This is a genomic window from Epilithonimonas tenax DSM 16811 (genome assembly GCF_000428485.1).
In the GTDB taxonomy this organism is placed as follows: Bacteria; Bacteroidota; Bacteroidia; order Flavobacteriales; family Weeksellaceae; genus Epilithonimonas; species Epilithonimonas tenax.
The window spans coordinates 75,776-92,875 of record NZ_AUAA01000005.1; the positions used below are offsets into that span (position 1 = coordinate 75,776).

Consider the following 17,100-nt stretch of genomic DNA (forward strand, 5'->3'; position numbering starts at 1 on the left):
GAACAACAACAAGTTAAAAATAGAAAGCAATGACTGAAAAGTGATTGTTTTTTTTAATGATGAGCTGACAACAGATTTTGAATGATAGTTCCAATTTCTTCCGGCTGATTAACAGTCATAAAATGTCCTCCACCCGCGATCACATAATCAGGTTTTATATTATTGATAGGTATAATCCGGTCTTTGTTGCCGTGAATGTGAATGGAATGAGTGGGACTGACTTCATTTTTCCAATTCACAATCTCGTGGATGGCCCACGAAAAGAAATTGGGATCTGTATCGTGAAGAATATTTTTCAAAAGTTGTTTTTCTGATTCAGTTTCGATGCCGAATAGCCAATTGGTAATGAAGTTTTGTTTTTTGAAGATTGATTTTGGAATTAATTTGTTCAATTTTAATTTTCCTGTCAATCTGTAAACAGATGGCAATTCATACTTATTTTTTGCCGAAGCAATCAGAATGATTTTGTCTGTCCTAAGGATTTTAGAAATCTCTACCGCCACTATCCCACCGAAAGATAAACCAATCATAATAGGATTCTGGCTGGTGATTTTTGATGAAATCCTTTTTGCGTAGTTGGCTAAAGATTCATTTTCAATTGGCGCAATCCAATCAACAAATTCTATATCCAGATTTCCGAAATCAATATTATCGAAAACCCGTCTGTCCACACCAAGACCACTGAAAATATAAATTGTATTCATTTTATTCATCATGAAACTTCAATTCAACAAAAAAGACTGAATTTCTTCAGTCTTTGATTTTATAACATTTTTAAGGTATTCACTTCCAATTCCGTTAGGATTCTCCAATGTCCTCTTTTTATATTTTTCTTGGTAAGTCCTGCAAACATTACTCTGTCAAGGGCTTCTACTTCATAACCCAATTTCTGAAAAATTCTGCGGACCACTCTATTCCAACCGATGTGAAGTTCTATACCGATTTCATTCTTCGGTTTCCCTTCGATGAAAGAAATGCTGTCTATCTCTGCCACACCTTCTTCCAGACGAATGCCTTCGCCAATCAGTTTCATATCGTCATTCGTCAGTTTTCTGTCAAGGGTGACGTGATAAATTTTTCTCATCGCGAAAGATGGATGCGTCAGTTTTTTCGTAATATGACCATCGTTGGTCAATAGGATAACGCCTGTCGTCTGTCTGTCCAGTCTTCCAACGGGGAAGATTCTGTAAGGTGACGCATTGGCTGTCAAATCCATGACGGTTTTTCTGGCTTTTTCGTCTTTGGTTGTGGAGATATAACCTTTGGGCTTGTTCAATAGAACATAAACTGGTTTTTCCGGCGTGATATTCTGGCTGTCAAAAACAACTCTATCGGTTTTCTGAACCTGATAACCCATTTCTGTCACCACTTTCCCGTTCACTTCCACAAGACCTTGCGCGATCAGTTCGTCCGCCTCTCTTCTACTGCAAATCCCAGAATTGGCAATATATTTATTAAGTCTAATGGTATCTTTGTGTACCTCTTTACTGATTTTTTCTAATCTTCTTTTTTGGATAAAAGATTTAGTTTTATCTTCAGTCGTTTCCGGTCGGATGTATGGTTTTTTGTTGCTAGGCTTTCTATTAAATGGTTTTTTGTCACCATCTTCGTACTTGTCTCTGCTGTCAAAATGACGCTCGCCACCTCTTGTCGTCTTCGGTTTACGTGCACCACCTGCAGGAGGCCTGCTTTTGGACGTTCTTTCGCCAGAGCCACGGGAGTTTCCAGAAGGTCTGCTACTACCTGCACTTCTTGGTTTTTTATCTCTTTCTGGTCTTTTTCCGTCTTCGCTCATTCTAAAAATTTTTGCAAAGATAGTGAATTAGTTAAGAGTTACGAATTCTGAGTTTAATAATTACGAAAATTGAGAATAATGTAATTTTAAATTGCAAATAAATAACAACCTTTTGTAGAAAATGTAATGATAGCTTGCACTCCAAGCTGTTTCATCAGAACGGCAATCTGTGCGCGATGATAAGTAGAATGGTTGATAAAATGAACGAAAATCTCTTGTACATAATTTTCAAAAGCATTTCCTTTTGAGTTTCTATAACTGATTTTGTCCATCAGTTGTCTTTGATTAAGTATGAGCGAACTATGGATCTAATTTTCATCATTAATATGGAGTAATTCATCATCAGCATTGTTTTGCCAGACTTCAGATCCTGCTTCTCCGAAGATTCTTGCCTTCCATATCTGATGTGCATTCAGAATATGATCAAGAAGAGTTCTGCTTTTTCCGTTCCAGACGGCATTATTTTCAAGATAATTCTGTATCAATATGTTATTGAAATGCTCATTATACTTTCACAGATCGAGAAAATGCGCTTTCATTACTCAAACATCTCCGCCAAACGTATGGGTTTTATTTGAGAAGAATCATACAATTCCGAAACCGACTTTTTAACTTCCAGTTTGGGATAAAGATTGACCCCAATGATTTTGATCTTCCCTTGTTCGACCCAAGTTTGCTCCTTGGTAGCTTGTGCGAAAATCATTTGCTGGATTTCCCCAGACTTTAATAATTCAAGATAACCGCCTTTTTCTTCGATGTCAAGAAATAGTTTCCAGGATTTTTCTGCGAACTGCCGCGTCATATCTTCTACAAAATAGCTTCCGGAAGCGGCATCCTCAAAAACATTGATAATACTTTCATACGCCAAAACGATCTGTTGTTTGAAGGCGATTTCTTTGGACAATTCTGATGGATCTTCAATCTTGTAATTATTACAAAAAACAGCGTCTGCTCCGCCAATCATAGCAGAAGCCAATTCCAGTGTAGAACGGATCAGATTGTTGTCCTGATCGTTTGCAGCCTTATTTCTGAATGATGTCTCAACGAAGATATATGGGATAAGATCTTTATCAAATTCCTTAGAAAGCTGATTGAAAAGATATTTGAAAGCCCGGATCTTTGATATCTCAAAGAAATACTGACTTCCAACCGCAAATTTGAAGCTCAATCGATCCAAAATTCCGGACCCCAATTTCTCCACCAATTCTTTTGATTTGGACAAGGCAAAACCCAATTGCTGAATGATAGAAGCACCAGAATTCTGATGAAGACTGACATCCACACAGATATTGCGTTCGAATGATTTTGCTAATAATTCTGCGGCAAGATGTGCATTGATCTCCGCTTCGCGATCATCAGAAAAAACATCGATCAAAGAAACATACCGATTGTTTTCATCTGTAACAATGTGTCCTGCAAAATCTTCATTATTGATAAAGATGGTCTTATCATCTAGGCCTTCCACATTTTCATTAAGAAGAAAAGCAAAGGCCTGATCTGTCAATCCATCCTGGAATTCTGCAACAAGGTGCGTGCTCTCCTCAATCTTTGGAAGGATCTTGTAAACAGAATTGTTTTGATAATATGGTTTTACATCTATATTTTCGAGATTCTCTTTTTGAAGGAGCTCATAGATATTCTCTGTTTTAAGTTGCTTTTTTACAAGCTCTTCCCATTTTTCCAGCGCACTCATAGTTAGGGTTTTATATTACTTTTTTGCAATTTTAGAGCTGTCTACTACCAAGATGAAAATCTCTTCATTAGGTTTTTTCATAAAGTAATTTTCTCTGGCATACTTCTCTTTTTCCTCCTTGTTGTTCATGAGTTTACGGTAGAATTTGTCATTCTTTTCGTATTCTGTCTTATAGAAATCAAGTTGGTTTTCGTAACGTTTGATCTCACCATTCAGTTCATTAATCACCAGAAAAGAGGTGCTGTCAAAAAACACCATCCAAACCAAAAAACCGACAAGTGTCAAAAGATATTTGTTGAAAATGTAAGTCTGGAAAAATTTAAGTGCTGGTGATTTTTTTTTGATTTCTTTGATAAGTTCTTGCATAATCGTAACTTTTAAAACACTGATTTCAACTCTAAAATCTGATGTCTAACTTCCAACATCTCTTTTTAATGAGCTTTTTTGAGAGAATTATTAATCACTGTTGTCAGAAAATCAATAGCCACAGAGTTTTGTCTCATGTTCGGGACAATAAGATCTGCTTCGTTTTTGGAAGGCTCTATGAATTCCTGGTGCATTGGTTTCAAAGTGGTCTGATATCTGTGCAGGACTTCCTGCAGATCGCGACCTCTTTCCTGCGTGTCTCTTCGGATTCTTCGTATCAATCTCTCGTCTGAATCTGCGTGTACAAAGACCTTGAGGTTAAACTCTTTCAGTAATTCTTTATTAGTCAAAACCAAAATCCCTTCTACGATCAAAACATTTTTGGGTTCTACCGTGATGAGATCTCCTGTTCTGGAATGCGTCACGAAAGAATAAATAGGCTGCTCTATACTCTGGTGATTTTTGAGCGCTTTCACATGCTGCAACATCAGTTCAAAATCAATGGATTTTGGATGGTCGTAATTCAGCACTTCTCTTTCCGATAAAGTCAAGTTTGGATTATCGTGATAATAATTATCCTGAGAAAGCACATTAACACCTTCTATATTAAGCTGTTGTAATATTTTGTTTACAACTGTAGTTTTTCCGGATCCTGTTCCTCCGGCAATTCCAATCACGAGCATCGTTACTTTTTTTACAAAAATAATATAATTTTAATTCCTACTCGTTTTTTAACAGGTTAAATTTGAAAAACTGGAAATAAGATAAGCCAGTCAAACGAGATTTCTGATTATCGTGATCCGTTTGATCCTTGTGAACGCATATTTTCCTGAACCGCAGATTGCAATCTTACATTATTGCTCGGAGATTGCGATCTTGTATTTTGAGACTGCCGACGGACGCCATTATTGGTGTTGGTCTGACCTCTCACATTATTCTGACTTCTCACACCACTATTCTGCGTTTTTGTGCCATTGTTTTGATTGGTATTGATGGTTGGCATCTGTCTGCCTGTGGTATTACGGTTGGAATCTTTATTCTGATTACGGCTGTTATTAGACCTGTAAATATGGCCGTTTCTGTAAGAGTTACTTTTACTATCGGAATAGATAATTCCTGGCGCATACCAGTATCCATCTGGTGATCTGTAATAACCATCAACATAGGTATTAGAATAGGTTTGATCATCAGAACCTTTATAACCATTATGATCCTGTGTTGCACTTCCCATACAAGACATAAGAGAGATTGTGATGAACGACGGGACCAATATTTTAAATAAATTTTTCATTTTTCTAAGTTTTAATAAGCATCTTAAATGACAGTAATTGTTTAATGACAAAGAATCTGCCAAGTGGGGTGTGAGCAAATTTTACAATGAAATGCTTGTGACTGATGACAACTATTCTTCTGGTGAAATCCCAAGAATATAATAGAAAACCGCAAGATCCCGGGCGAGAAATTCTCGGGTGTGATTCCTGTAAAAACTTTCATTTTTTGTCACATCCCGGGCATCAAATCCCAAAGCGTTCATCCCGTTATTTCTTGCGAAGAACAAAGCACGCAGGTTGTGAAACCCTTGCGAGACGATGATGACGTTTTTTTGTTTGTAGGTGTTTTTGCAGTTTAAGATACTTTTGTGTGTATTGAAACCTTTCGGGTCTTTTAGGATAATTTCTTCTGGAACACCTTCGTTATAGACCAAGAATTTCTTCATTGCTTCTGTCTCATCGTAGTTCTTGCTTTTCTCTCCACTTACGATGATCTTTTTGATCTTTCCGTGGTGGTACAGTGTTCCTACAGCGTCCATCCTTGCTATAAAATAAGGATTTGCAACACCGGAACGCATTTTCGGAGAGGTTCCCAGGACCAATGCACAATCCCTTGGTGGCACTTTGCTGATTTTGTTGTACGTTCTACCACTGGTAAGCGCAAACACCCAGAAATTGGCTAATATCATCAGCAAAAACCCGAATTCCAGAAGCCTGAAAGATATTTTCAAAAAATTAGTAAGCGCCCTAAGCATAATTAAATCATATCAAAGTCTAAGAAAATTCTCTTGCTCATCGCAATGGCTGTACAAGGTAAGATTTTTCCCTGATGTTTTTCCTTATCGGTCAGATATTCGTCGTCTGTCATATCCACCTCGCCTGCTTTCAGATAACAAAGACAGCTTCCGCACACGCCGGATTTGCAGGAATAAGGTAGTTTGTAGCCCAAGTCCAATAATTGATGAAGGATTTTTCGTTCATTATTTTTAAGGATAATACCATCCTTTTCTATATGATTGAATTTGATTTTAACTTCAACATTTTCAATGAGTGGGAATTCTTTTTCTCTTGGGTAGATGTCTTCATTATAAGCCTCGAACAATTCGAAATGGATATTTTTCTTCGGAATACCGTGGTTGTAGCAGGCATTGGCTACAGATTTTATCATGGCACCAGGACCGCAGATCAAGACTTTGTCTGTGCTGTCCCAGATGGTGGATTCCTCGTCATCCTCGTCCAGATGTAGGATTTGGTTGATGATAAGCGATACTTTCTTTTCATCGATTCGCCCTTGAAACAGTTTGTCTTTCACAGGCTCCTGCGAAATGAAATAGAAGCATTCCAATCTTCCGCCAGATTCTTTCTGAATATTTTCCAATTCATTTTTAAGAATAATATCATCGTAATTTTTGTTTCCGTAAAAGAGGAAAATCCTGGTCGATGGTTCTTCAATCAGTATATTTTTGATGTGACTCAAGATTGGCGTAATTCCAATCCCAGAAGCAAAAGCGATGATTGTTCGTTTCTCATTTGGTTTAGAATTAAGGAAGAATCTACCCAAAGGTTCACTTACAGAAATCTCATCACCTGCTTTATAATGATCAAAAAGAAACTTTGTAGAACTTTCTTCACCATTGATTTTAATTGCTAAAGCCAATTTTTGTTCAGAAGGTGCAGACGTAAAAGAATAATCGTTTTGAATTTCCTTCTCTTTAAAATGATATTTTAACGTCACATATTGCCCAGCGCGAAATTGAAATCGAAATTTCAACGCTTCAGGAATCTCCAGTTCCAAAGCAAAAGCTTGTTTGGTCAGTTGTTGTTTTTTAGCTATTTTTAGCCTGTGAAACTGAGGTTGGTTGGCTACTGTTAATTGATTCTCCATTGTCAAGAACCAAATTTAATGAAAATTGACAAAAGAAAAAATCTAAATTCAAGACAAGCTCGTAAATTCATTTAAATTAAAATTCTATGAAAAAAATTATAATATATTCTATCTTGTCACTCAGCTTTTTAGCTTGTAAAAAAAACGACGAAAAAGTCGCAGAAACTCAGGCAAAAGAAGATTCGACACAAGTTGAACCTTCGAAATCCGAAGCCGACGTCGCAGAATTGATAGAATTTTCTCCGGAAAAAATGACAGCGTACATTCAAAATAAAAATCCCGACACCTTGTACGTGACCAATTTTTTCGCCACTTGGTGCGGACCTTGCATGCAGGAAATTCCGTTTTTCCATAAAAAGATGGAAGAACTGCAAGGTCAACCTGTGAAATTCACCTTTGTAAGTCTTGATAATAAATCCGACTGGGCAACCGAAGTCAGTGATTTTGCAGATGAATATAACATCAGAAAACATGTCGTATTACTGGACGGAAATCTTTTGAAATCCGAGTTTTTCAAAGATAATTTCAAAACTTGGACAGGAGAAGCCATTCCTTTTACCGTGATTAAAAAAGGTGATAGATCTGATGAAACCGTAGGATCAATGAGCGAGGAAGCTTTAAATCAAAAAATTAAAGATCTAATGGCGTATCAGCCAGCTTCAAAAAACGGAGAAAAGAAAGAAATAACGCCTAGTTCGGTTTCTAAAAAAGCTTTGAAATAATCTGAGAATGCTGACCAAACGCTTCTTTTTTTTGATCTCCTTTTTGATGATTTTTGGAATGATTGCGTTTGTCATCAATCTGAATACTGGTTTTGCCCAGCTCTCATTCAATGATTTTGTGAATTCCGAAACGGATCAGTTTCAAATCGCAGGATTCAGAATCAATCGCGCACTAGCAATGGTTTTGGCAGGAATTGCAATCCCGACGAGTGGATTTCTTTTACAGGAATATTTCAAAAACCCTTTGGCTGGTCCTGATGTGTTGGGAATCACGTCGGTTTCCAGTTTGTTTGTAGCGTTTTATATTTTTTTTTCGCAAGATATTGTGATTCCGGATTTCCTTCAGAATAGTTTCATCAGTTTGTCTTCGATTTTGGGAAGCGTCGTTTTGATGATGGTTTTACTACTATTTTCAAATCGTTTTCGGGATAAAAGTTTCATTATCATTTTTGGATTTTTGATTTCAGCTTTGGCTGGAGCAGTGGTTTCATTTCTTCAATTTTATGTAGAAAGTCAAAGTCTGAAAAATTACTTACTGTGGACTTTCGGAGCCAATAACCAAGCCAATTTGACGCAAATCTCAATTTTGACCGTTTTAATAATAACAGGACTTCTTTTCACTTTCAAATCCATCAAACCATTGATTGGAAATGCTTTGGGTTCAGCTTATGCGCAGAGTTTTGGAGTCAGTCAATCGAAATTGAAGATCAGTATCATTGTGGCCTCCTCCATTCTATCGGCTTCTGTGACGGCTTTTCTTGGGCCGATTTTATTTATCGGTGTTGTAGTGCCTCATTTTTCCAGAATGCTTTGGAATCCGGCTCAACTGTGGCACCAGTGGATTTTGAACATTGTTTTAGGAATTTTAATAATGCAGATTTTCTCCGTTCTTTCCGAACTCAGTCAGTTTCCGATTAATATCATTACGACTTTTTTCGGTATTCCGGTGATTTTGTTGATGTTAATAAAAAACAAAAGATAATGGGTTTTCTTAAAATTAATAACGCATCAATCGGTTATTCCGAAGCATTAATCTGTGACATCAATACTTCCTTAGAATTAGGTGAAGTTTGCCTTTTGATGGGAAATAACGGCATTGGAAAAACAACTTTAATCAAATCCATTCTCGGACAAAATAAACTTTTAAACGGCGAAATTTCTATCAACGGAACATCAATTCTGAAACTGAATCCAAACGAAATCGCTTCCCAAATTGCCATCGTCTTTTCTAAAGCCGAAATTCCTGATAATTACACCGTTACCGATTTGATCTCATTAGGAAAATACATCCACTATCCTTATTATTTTAAATTGAATGAAAAAGATAAAACTGAAATCAGTGACATAATTGACAAACTAAATCTCACACAATTTCGAAACAAAAAATTAATCGAACTGTCTGACGGAAATCTTCAGAAAGCCTTTATAGGAAGAGCCTTAGCACAAAACTCGTCCTTCATTATTTTGGATGAACCAACAACGCATCTGGATGAGGAAAACAAATTGATGATTCTTTCATTGATTCGAAATTTAGCGAAAAATGACAACAAACTGATTCTTTTCTCTTCCCACGACTGGCGGTTGGCAAAGGAGTTTTCCGATCAAATATGGTGGCTCAAAGATCAAAAACTCATCAGCGGCATCTCTGAAGAAGTGATTCTCAATAATCCGCAACTGATTACACCCAAGATCTTGGATTTTAATATCAAATTCCATCCACCTGAGATCGATGCACCGAAATTGGAAAAAGAAATGATGTTTTCTTTTTTACAAAAAAACTTTGCCTCAGATTTGACTAAATTTAAATTGACGTTTAAAAATAACAATTGGGAACTGAAAACGGAGATTTTTTATGACAATTATCATACCTTGACAGAAATTAAACAATCTCTGCAAAAGCTGATTAATATTGATCATCACAGTTAAATTACAAATGTCATATTTAAAACATTGAGATTCGCATAGTAATTAAAATACTGTAAATCAACAGGTTAGATAATACGAACAATAAATACTATGCATGCATAGTATTTTTTTTATATTTGTATAAAGCACTTCAATATGCCAGTTATGGAAAAGAAAAATTCAGAAAAAGTCGAAAGTGTTGACTTAATGCTCAAGTCGGCTTGGTTAGCAGTTTCAAAAATGTATTCGGATCAGGCTTCCCTGTATAATTCAACTGCTGTACAAGCACTTACTTTATTGAAAATCGATCCAAAGGAAGGAACCAGAAGTACCAATCTGGGACCAAAAATGGCGATTGAACCTACTTCTCTTACCAGGATCATCAAACTTCTGGAAGACAATGGCTATATATATAAGGAGAAAACGACAACCGATAAACGTGAAGTCATCATAAAACTAACAGATAAAGGCATCAATTCCAGAAACTTATCAAAGGAAGTTGTTCTCAATTTTAATAAGAAAATACTGGAAAGAATTCAGCCAGAGAAATTTGAAGTCTTTAAAGAAGTGATGAACGATATTTTGAAAATCGCCAACGAACTTAATAATAGAAAATAATCATAAATCTTAAGAAATGAACAGAAAAATAAAACACGTTACAGTCCTAGGCTCCGGCGTGATGGGTTCCGGAATTGCCTGCCACTTGGCTGGTAACGGCATTCAGGTTTTGATGTTGGATATGCCTCCGAAAGAATTGTCCGAAAAAGACAAGGCTGCGGGCGTAAATCCAGAAAGTAAAAAATTCAGAAACAGTGTAGCTCAAGGTCATCTTGACACTGCTCTGAAAAGCAATCCTTCGCCCATCTACGACAAATCTTTCGCTTCCAGAATTACAGTTGGAAACTTCGAAGATGATTTGGAGAAAATCAAAAATTCGAATTGGGTGATTGAGGTGATTGTAGAGAGATTGGACATCAAACAATCTATGTTCGAAAAAGTTGACAAACTTAGAAAACCTGGAACTTTGATTACTTCTAACACGTCAGGAATTCCGATTCATCTGATGTCAGAAGGAAGGTCAGAAGATTTTCAGAAGCATTTTTGCGGAACGCATTTTTTCAATCCGCCAAGATATTTGAAATTATTTGAAGTAATTCCAGGTCCGAAAACGGATAAATCTGTCGTTGATTTCTTTATGTCTTACGGCGAGAAATTCCTAGGAAAAACGACTGTTCTTTGTAAAGATACACCAGGTTTTATTGGTAATAGAATCGGTGTTTACTCGATGGCGAAAATTATGGAACTGACTGAGGAAATCGGTTTGACCATTGAAGAAGCTGATTCTTTGACAGGAGATTTATTGAACCGTCCAAAAAGCGGAACTTTCAAATTGGGAGATTTGGTTGGATTGGACACCGCTTTCAACGTTACGAAAGGACTTCAAGCCAATTTGAAAGAAGACGAAATGGTTCAGGCTTTGAAAGATTCAAAGACTTTAAATCATTTAATTGAAAATAAATTCCTCGGCGATAAAGCTAAAAAAGGATTTTATTATAAAGAAAAAGACGCTGGCGGAAATGTCAACCGTTTTGTTCTGAATTATGAAACGCTTGGCTACGAACCGACAAAGCAACCAAAACTTCCAATTGTAAAAGCGGCAAAAGAAGCCGGAAGTTTGAAAAATCGTTTGCCGATTTTGTTGAAAGACCAAACCAAAGCTGGTGAATTGATAAGAAAACATTACGCTTCACTTTTCGCTTATGTTTCTCAACGTGTTCCGGAAATTACCGATGTATTCTACTCCATCGATGATGCCATGAAAACCGGTTATGCGTGGAAATATGGACCATTCGAAAACTGGGATTTCTTGGGAATCCAAAAAGGAATTGATCTGGTTGAAAGCGAAGGTTACAAAGTCGCTGATTGGGTTAAGGAAATGCTCGCTTCCGGGAACGAATCTTTCTATAAATTAGAAAACGGAAAACAGTTATTCTACAATCAGAATACGAAAACTTACGAACCTATTCCAGGTTTGGATGCTTTCATTATTCTTGATAACATCAGAAAAGAAAAAACGATTTGGTCCAATTCCGAATCAGCATTAATCGACCTTGGCGACGGTATTCTGAACTTCGAATTCCGTTCAAAAATGAATTCTCTTGGAGGAGGCGTTTTGGAAGGTCTTAATAAATCCATTGACATTGCTGAGAAAGATTACAGAGGTTTGGTTATAGGAAATCAATCTGATAATTTCTCTGTCGGAGCCAACCTGGCGATGGTCATGATGATGGCCGTTGAACAAGATTGGTACGAACTGAATATGGCCATTGCAATGTTCCAACAAACATCAATGAAATTGAGATATTCATCAATCCCGGTGATTGCGGCACCCTTCGGAATGACGCTTGGTGGCGGTTGCGAATTCTCAATGCATTCGGACAAAATAGTTGCAGCCGCAGAAACTTACATCGGTTTGGTAGAAGTTGGCGTTGGTTTGATTCCAGGCGGTGGCGGAACAAAAGAGTTCGCTCTTAGAGCTTTAAAAGGTGCACTTCCTGATGATGTTAAAACCAATCATTTGCGAAATTACTTTATGAATATTGCAACGGCAAAAGTGGCAACTTCTGCCCACGAAGCTAAGCAAATGGGAATTTTGACCGACAAAGATGTCATCGTTGTCAACAAAGACCGACAAATTGCAGAAGCAAAACGTCAGGCCATTGTGATGGACGAATTAGGATATACAGCGCCAGTTCCTGAGAAAATAAAAGTTCTTGGAAAAGAATCAATGGGAATGTTCTATGTGGGAACCGACCAAATGGTTGCCGGCGGTTACGCATCAGAACACGACAGATTGATTGCCAACAAAATCGGTTATGTAATGACCGGCGGAAATCTTTCCGAACCAACAGAAGTTTCCGAACAATATCTTTTGGATCTTGAAAGAGAAGCCTTCCTTTCACTTTGCGGTGAGAGAAAAACGCTTGAAAGAATTCAGACAATGTTGACAACTGGAAAACCACTTAGAAACTAGAACTGAAAAATTAGATATTAGAAGCTAGATGAAAGCGCATAGATTACAAGACTTACAGATTTGGAAAAGGTCAATGAATTTGGTTAAAGAGATTTACGTCATTACCCAAAATTTACCGGCTGAAGAAAAATTTGGATTAATAAGTCAGATTCGAAGATGTGCAGTTTCAATTCCTTCTAATATTGCTGAAGGTGCAGGAAGAAATAATGTTAAAGAATTCATTCAATTTTTAGGAATAGCATCTGGTTCTGCTTATGAACTTGAAACGCAATTAATCCTTTTGTTTGGACTAAATTTTAAACAAGAAATCGAAATCACACCTTTAACAAATGAACTTGCTGAAATTCAGAAAATGATTTATTCATTTAAAACTAAATTAAATAATGGTTAGAATTTAAATCTAATTTCTAACATCTAAACTCTAACATCTTCAAATAAATGGAAGCATATATAGTAACAGGATACAGAACAGCAGTTGGTAAAGCACCGAAAGGTTCTTTGCGTTTTACCCGACCAGATGATATGGCGGCAACTGTGATACAACATCTGATGAAAGATGTTCCAAATCTTGACCCGGCTCGCATCGACGATTTGATCGTCGGCTGTGCAATGCCGGAAGCAGAACAAGGACTAAACGTCGCAAGACTGATTTCATTAATGGGATTGGATACCGACAAAGTTCCGGGCGTGACCGTCAATAGATATTGCGCCTCAGGCTCAGAAGCGATCGCGATTGCGGCGGCGAAAATCAAAGCTGGAATGGCAGAATGTATCATTGCTGGTGGTGCAGAAAGTATGTCTTACATCCCGATGGGCGGATACAAACCAATTCCAGATACGGATTTGGCCAAGAAACATCCCGATTATTATTGGGGAATGGGATTGACAGCCGAAGCTGTTGCCAATGAGTTCAAAGTGAGTCGTGAGGAGCAAGACTTATTCGCCTACAACTCGCACCAGAAGGCAATGAAAGCCATCAAAGAAGGAAAATTTGAAAGTCAGATTGTTCCGATTGATGTCGCATACAATTTCCTTGACGAAAAGGAAAAAATCCAGACCAAAGAATACGCTTTCAAACAAGACGAAGGCCCGAGAGCTGATACATCCGTTGAAGCTTTGGCAAAATTGCGTCCGGTTTTCGCAGCGAATGGTTCTGTGACGGCAGGTAATTCATCTCAGACTTCTGACGGCGCTGCTTTCACAATGGTAATGTCTGAAAGAATGGTAAAAGAATTAAACCTAACGCCGGTTGCGAGACTTCTCTCCTATTCGACTGTCGGTGTTCCGCCAAGAATTATGGGAATCGGACCAATGTTCGCCATTCCAAAAGCTTTGGAACAAGCTGGACTTAAACAATCCGACATCGATTTGTTTGAGTTAAATGAAGCTTTTGCTTCTCAATCTGTTGCGATATTAAGAGAATTGGACATCAATCCGGAAATTGTCAACGTAAACGGCGGCGCCATCGCACTTGGACATCCACTTGGCTGTACAGGAACGAAATTAACAGTCCAACTTCTTGACGAAATGAAACGCAGAAACAGCAAATATGGTGTTGTGACAATGTGTGTTGGAACTGGTCAAGGCGCAGCGAGTGTATTTGAGTTGCTTTAAGACAAAGAGATAATAGACGGATAGATGATAGACTAATTGAAATATTAAAAACGCAATAGATGAATGAATTCAAAAGACATAACTTTAAAAAGCTTAAGATTTGGCAAATGGGTTTGGAATTATCAAAATTGACTTTAGACCAAACTGATACTTTTCCAACTTACGAAAAATATGGTTTAAAAAGTCAAATGGACAGATGTTCAATATCAATTCCTTCAAATATAGCTGAAGGGTCAAGCAGAACGAATAAGTCTTTCAGTCATTTTTTGGATATTTCTTTAGGCTCATCTTTCGAATTACAAACTCAGTTATTATTAGCAAATCATAGAAAATATCTACCAGAACAACAACTTGAAATTTTCGAAACTAAAATCGAGGAATTTCAAAGAGCAACAATGGTATTTCAAAACACACTAAAAGACTAAAAGATGATAGACGGATAGATAAGAGACTAAAAAATGCAGAAAAACTATGCAGTCAAAGTCTATCATCTATCAGTCTATTATCTATCATCTCAAATAAAAAATTTAAAATCACAATAATATGTCAACTGAAACCCAAACATTAAACGGTGGCGAATTCCTGGTAAAGGACATCACTGCTCAGGAAATCTTCAGCATCGAGGAACTTTCCGAAGAACAAAAAATGCTTCGCGATTCTGCGAAAGAATTCATCGATAAAGAAGTGGTTCCGAACAAAGAACGCTTCGAGAAAAAAGATTACGCCTACACGGAAGAAGTGATGCGCAAAATCGGGGAAATGGGATTCCTTGGAATAGCAGTTCCAGAAGCTTACGGCGGACTGGGAATGGGATTCGTGACCACAATGCTGGCTTGCGATTACATCTCCGGAACGACTGGCTCATTAGCAACAGCTTACGGCGCACACACGGGAATTGGAACTTTACCAATCCTACTTTACGGAAGCGAATATCTGAAAAACAAATATCTTCCGGACTTAGCGGCCGGAACTAAATTCGGTGCTTACTGTTTGACTGAACCAGACGCAGGTTCCGACGCAAACAGCGGAAAAACAAGAGCAAAATTGTCTGATGACGGAAAACATTACATTATCAACGGCCAAAAAATGTGGATTTCGAATGCAGGTTTTGCAGACACTTTCACATTGTTTGCCAAGATTGACGATGACAAAAACATCACTGGATTCGTCATTAATCGTTCAGAATTGGAAAATCCTGAAAGTATGACTTTCGGAGAGGAAGAACACAAATTGGGAATCCGTGCGTCTTCTACGCGTCAGGTTTTCTTCAATGATATGAAAGTTCCGGTTGAGAATCTTTTGGGCGAAAGAAACAACGGTTTCAAAATCGCACTGAATGCCCTAAACGTTGGCCGAATCAAATTGGCTGCGGCTTGTCTGGATGCACAAAGAAGAATCCTGAACCATTCATTGACTTATTCTACGGAGAGAAAACAGTTTGGCGTTTCTATCAACACTTTCGGTGCGATTCGCAAGAAGTTGGCAGAGATGGCGACTGGCGCTTTCGTGAGTGAGGCTGGCTCTTACCGTGGCGCAAAAGATGTCGAAAACAAAATCGAGGAATTGGTTGCCGGCGGAATGAACCACGAGGAAGCGGAACTGAAAGGCGTGGAGGAATTCGCAGTTGAATGTTCTATCTTGAAAGTTTTCGTTTCAGATTTGGCACAACATTCTGCGGATGAAGGGATTCAAATCTTCGGTGGAATGGGCTTCTCGGAAGATACACCAATGGAATCTGCCTGGAGAGATTCAAGGATTTCCAGAATTTATGAAGGAACCAACGAAATCAATAGACTTTTAGCCGTTGGAATGCTCATCAAGCGTACGATGCAAGGGAAAATAGACCTTTTGACGCCTGCAAAAAACGTAGGAAAAGAATTAATGGGAATTCCGTCTTTCGACATTCCGGATTATTCAGAATATATGTCTGAGGAAAAAGAAGTCATCAAAAATCTGAAGAAAGTCTTCCTGATGGTTTCCGGTTCTGCCCTTCAAAAATATATGATGGACATCGAGAAACAACAGCATCTTCTCCTGAACGCTTCCGAAATCCTGAACCAAATCTATATGGCAGAATCCGCCATCCTGAGAGCGGAGAAACATTTCGACACCGATTCTGTAGAAGCATCAATGGCAAGACTGAATCTTTACAAAGCCGTTGACATCATCGCCACCAACGCAAAAGAAGGCATCGTCTCTTTCTCCGAAGGCGACGAGCAAAGAATGATGCTGGCCGGACTAAGACGTTTCACAAAATACGTAAACACGCCAAATCCAATTGCTTTGACGGAAAAAATTGCAGAGCATTTTATTGCGAAAGGTTCTTACTAAATCATCGATTTTATTGAAATAAATAAACCCTCTGAATTTTTTCGGAGGGTTTGTTAGTTTAAATAACACTCAGATATTTTCGGGAGTTGAGCTATTTTAGGATTATTAAAGAAAAATTTTTCCCGGCTTGGATGTAATCTTTGAAAATTAGAAAAGTCAGAAACTTTTTCTTTTGTATGAATTAGATACATTGTATTTCTCCCTTTTTTATCATAGCTAACACCTATTGTATTAGGTGTGTCAATTTCTGATTTGTGAGTTTTTATTTCGTACGAACTTAAATATCCAATCTCAGTTAAAATTGCTTCTTCAGAAATAGTTAGAAGCTTTTCTCCTATTGATTCTGCCAACTCAAAAAAATCATTTTCTGTTTTTGTAAAAGAAGTAAAATCCAAGTTTTTTTCGCTCAAAATGAAACCTTTATTTCCAGTTTCAAACAAGACATAGAAATAGCTTTTGCCGTCGAATTTATAGTTTGTCATTT

General features: G+C 37.6%; 20 protein-coding genes. 9 read left to right on the plus strand and 11 right to left on the minus strand.

The window, feature by feature from the left end:
• Window positions 1–53 precede the first annotated feature (53 nt).
• From F564_RS0103805 to F564_RS0103850, 10 genes are all read right to left on the minus strand, one after another.
• A complete protein-coding gene (locus F564_RS0103805) occupies window positions 54–704 on the minus strand; it encodes an alpha/beta hydrolase (protein WP_028121441.1) in 651 nt (216 codons plus the stop codon).
• Window positions 705–763: 59 nt separating this feature from the next.
• Window positions 764–1,795, minus strand: a complete 1,032-nt coding sequence (locus F564_RS0103810; RefSeq protein ID WP_028121442.1) for a pseudouridine synthase — start codon at window positions 1,793–1,795, stop codon at window positions 764–766.
• An 86-nt stretch (window positions 1,796–1,881) separates the two neighbouring features.
• Window positions 1,882–2,067: a DinB family protein gene (locus F564_RS20390; RefSeq protein ID WP_028121443.1), complete on the minus strand. Its 186-nt coding sequence runs from the start codon at window positions 2,065–2,067 to the stop codon at window positions 1,882–1,884.
• A 36-nt stretch (window positions 2,068–2,103) separates the two neighbouring features.
• Window positions 2,104–2,280 (minus strand): hypothetical protein, encoded by a 177-nt coding sequence (locus F564_RS20530; protein ID WP_154656800.1) that lies wholly within the window; start codon window positions 2,278–2,280, stop codon window positions 2,104–2,106.
• 53 nt (window positions 2,281–2,333) lie between these two features.
• Complete coding sequence (locus F564_RS0103825) at window positions 2,334–3,488, minus strand: methylmalonyl-CoA mutase family protein (RefSeq protein WP_028121444.1); 1,155 nt, start codon at window positions 3,486–3,488, stop codon at window positions 2,334–2,336.
• A gap of 15 nt (window positions 3,489–3,503) precedes the next feature.
• A complete protein-coding gene (locus F564_RS0103830; protein WP_028121445.1) occupies window positions 3,504–3,854 on the minus strand; it encodes an FtsB family cell division protein in 351 nt (116 codons plus the stop codon).
• Between the two features lie 65 nt (window positions 3,855–3,919).
• Window positions 3,920–4,537, minus strand: coding sequence for a uridine kinase (gene udk, locus F564_RS0103835; RefSeq protein WP_028121446.1), 618 nt, complete (start codon window positions 4,535–4,537; stop codon window positions 3,920–3,922).
• 107 nt (window positions 4,538–4,644) lie between these two features.
• Window positions 4,645–5,145: a hypothetical protein gene (locus F564_RS0103840; RefSeq protein WP_154656801.1), complete on the minus strand. Its 501-nt coding sequence runs from the start codon at window positions 5,143–5,145 to the stop codon at window positions 4,645–4,647.
• A 111-nt stretch (window positions 5,146–5,256) separates the two neighbouring features.
• Window positions 5,257–5,814: a SanA/YdcF family protein gene (locus F564_RS0103845; protein WP_034980674.1), complete on the minus strand. Its 558-nt coding sequence runs from the start codon at window positions 5,812–5,814 to the stop codon at window positions 5,257–5,259.
• 68 nt (window positions 5,815–5,882) lie between these two features.
• Complete coding sequence (locus F564_RS0103850) at window positions 5,883–7,010, minus strand: 2Fe-2S iron-sulfur cluster-binding protein (RefSeq protein WP_028121449.1); 1,128 nt, start codon at window positions 7,008–7,010, stop codon at window positions 5,883–5,885.
• An 86-nt stretch (window positions 7,011–7,096) separates the two neighbouring features.
• Between F564_RS0103850 and F564_RS18665 the strand changes: the two genes are divergently transcribed.
• The 9 genes from F564_RS18665 (at window position 7,097) to F564_RS0103895 (ending at window position 16,616) form a co-directional block, all read left to right on the plus strand.
• On the plus strand, window positions 7,097–7,732 hold the full coding sequence (locus tag F564_RS18665; protein WP_051259556.1) for a TlpA family protein disulfide reductase: 636 nt from the start codon (window positions 7,097–7,099) through the stop codon (window positions 7,730–7,732).
• A gap of 7 nt (window positions 7,733–7,739) precedes the next feature.
• On the plus strand, window positions 7,740–8,714 hold the full coding sequence (locus tag F564_RS0103860) for a FecCD family ABC transporter permease (RefSeq protein ID WP_028121450.1): 975 nt from the start codon (window positions 7,740–7,742) through the stop codon (window positions 8,712–8,714).
• Window positions 8,714–9,658, plus strand: a complete 945-nt coding sequence (locus tag F564_RS0103865; protein WP_028121451.1) for an ABC transporter ATP-binding protein — start codon at window positions 8,714–8,716, stop codon at window positions 9,656–9,658. The genes F564_RS0103860 and F564_RS0103865 overlap by 1 nt, the downstream gene beginning before the upstream one ends.
• A gap of 144 nt (window positions 9,659–9,802) precedes the next feature.
• Complete coding sequence (locus F564_RS0103870) at window positions 9,803–10,255, plus strand: MarR family winged helix-turn-helix transcriptional regulator (RefSeq protein ID WP_028121452.1); 453 nt, start codon at window positions 9,803–9,805, stop codon at window positions 10,253–10,255.
• Window positions 10,256–10,271: 16 nt separating this feature from the next.
• On the plus strand, window positions 10,272–12,671 hold the full coding sequence (locus F564_RS0103875; RefSeq protein WP_028121453.1) for a 3-hydroxyacyl-CoA dehydrogenase/enoyl-CoA hydratase family protein: 2,400 nt from the start codon (window positions 10,272–10,274) through the stop codon (window positions 12,669–12,671).
• A gap of 28 nt (window positions 12,672–12,699) precedes the next feature.
• Window positions 12,700–13,062, plus strand: a complete 363-nt coding sequence (locus tag F564_RS0103880) for a four helix bundle protein (protein ID WP_028121454.1) — start codon at window positions 12,700–12,702, stop codon at window positions 13,060–13,062.
• Window positions 13,063–13,109: 47 nt separating this feature from the next.
• Window positions 13,110–14,285, plus strand: coding sequence for an acetyl-CoA C-acyltransferase (locus F564_RS0103885; protein ID WP_028121455.1), 1,176 nt, complete (start codon window positions 13,110–13,112; stop codon window positions 14,283–14,285).
• A 59-nt stretch (window positions 14,286–14,344) separates the two neighbouring features.
• Window positions 14,345–14,710, plus strand: coding sequence for a four helix bundle protein (locus F564_RS0103890; RefSeq protein WP_028121456.1), 366 nt, complete (start codon window positions 14,345–14,347; stop codon window positions 14,708–14,710).
• Window positions 14,711–14,828: 118 nt separating this feature from the next.
• Window positions 14,829–16,616 (plus strand): acyl-CoA dehydrogenase family protein, encoded by a 1,788-nt coding sequence (locus F564_RS0103895; protein ID WP_028121457.1) that lies wholly within the window; start codon window positions 14,829–14,831, stop codon window positions 16,614–16,616.
• Between the two features lie 53 nt (window positions 16,617–16,669).
• Here F564_RS0103895 and F564_RS0103900 read toward each other — a convergent pair whose 3' ends face one another.
• Window positions 16,670–17,098, minus strand: coding sequence for a hypothetical protein (locus tag F564_RS0103900; RefSeq protein WP_028121458.1), 429 nt, complete (start codon window positions 17,096–17,098; stop codon window positions 16,670–16,672).
• Between the last annotated feature and the right edge of the window lie 2 nt (window positions 17,099–17,100).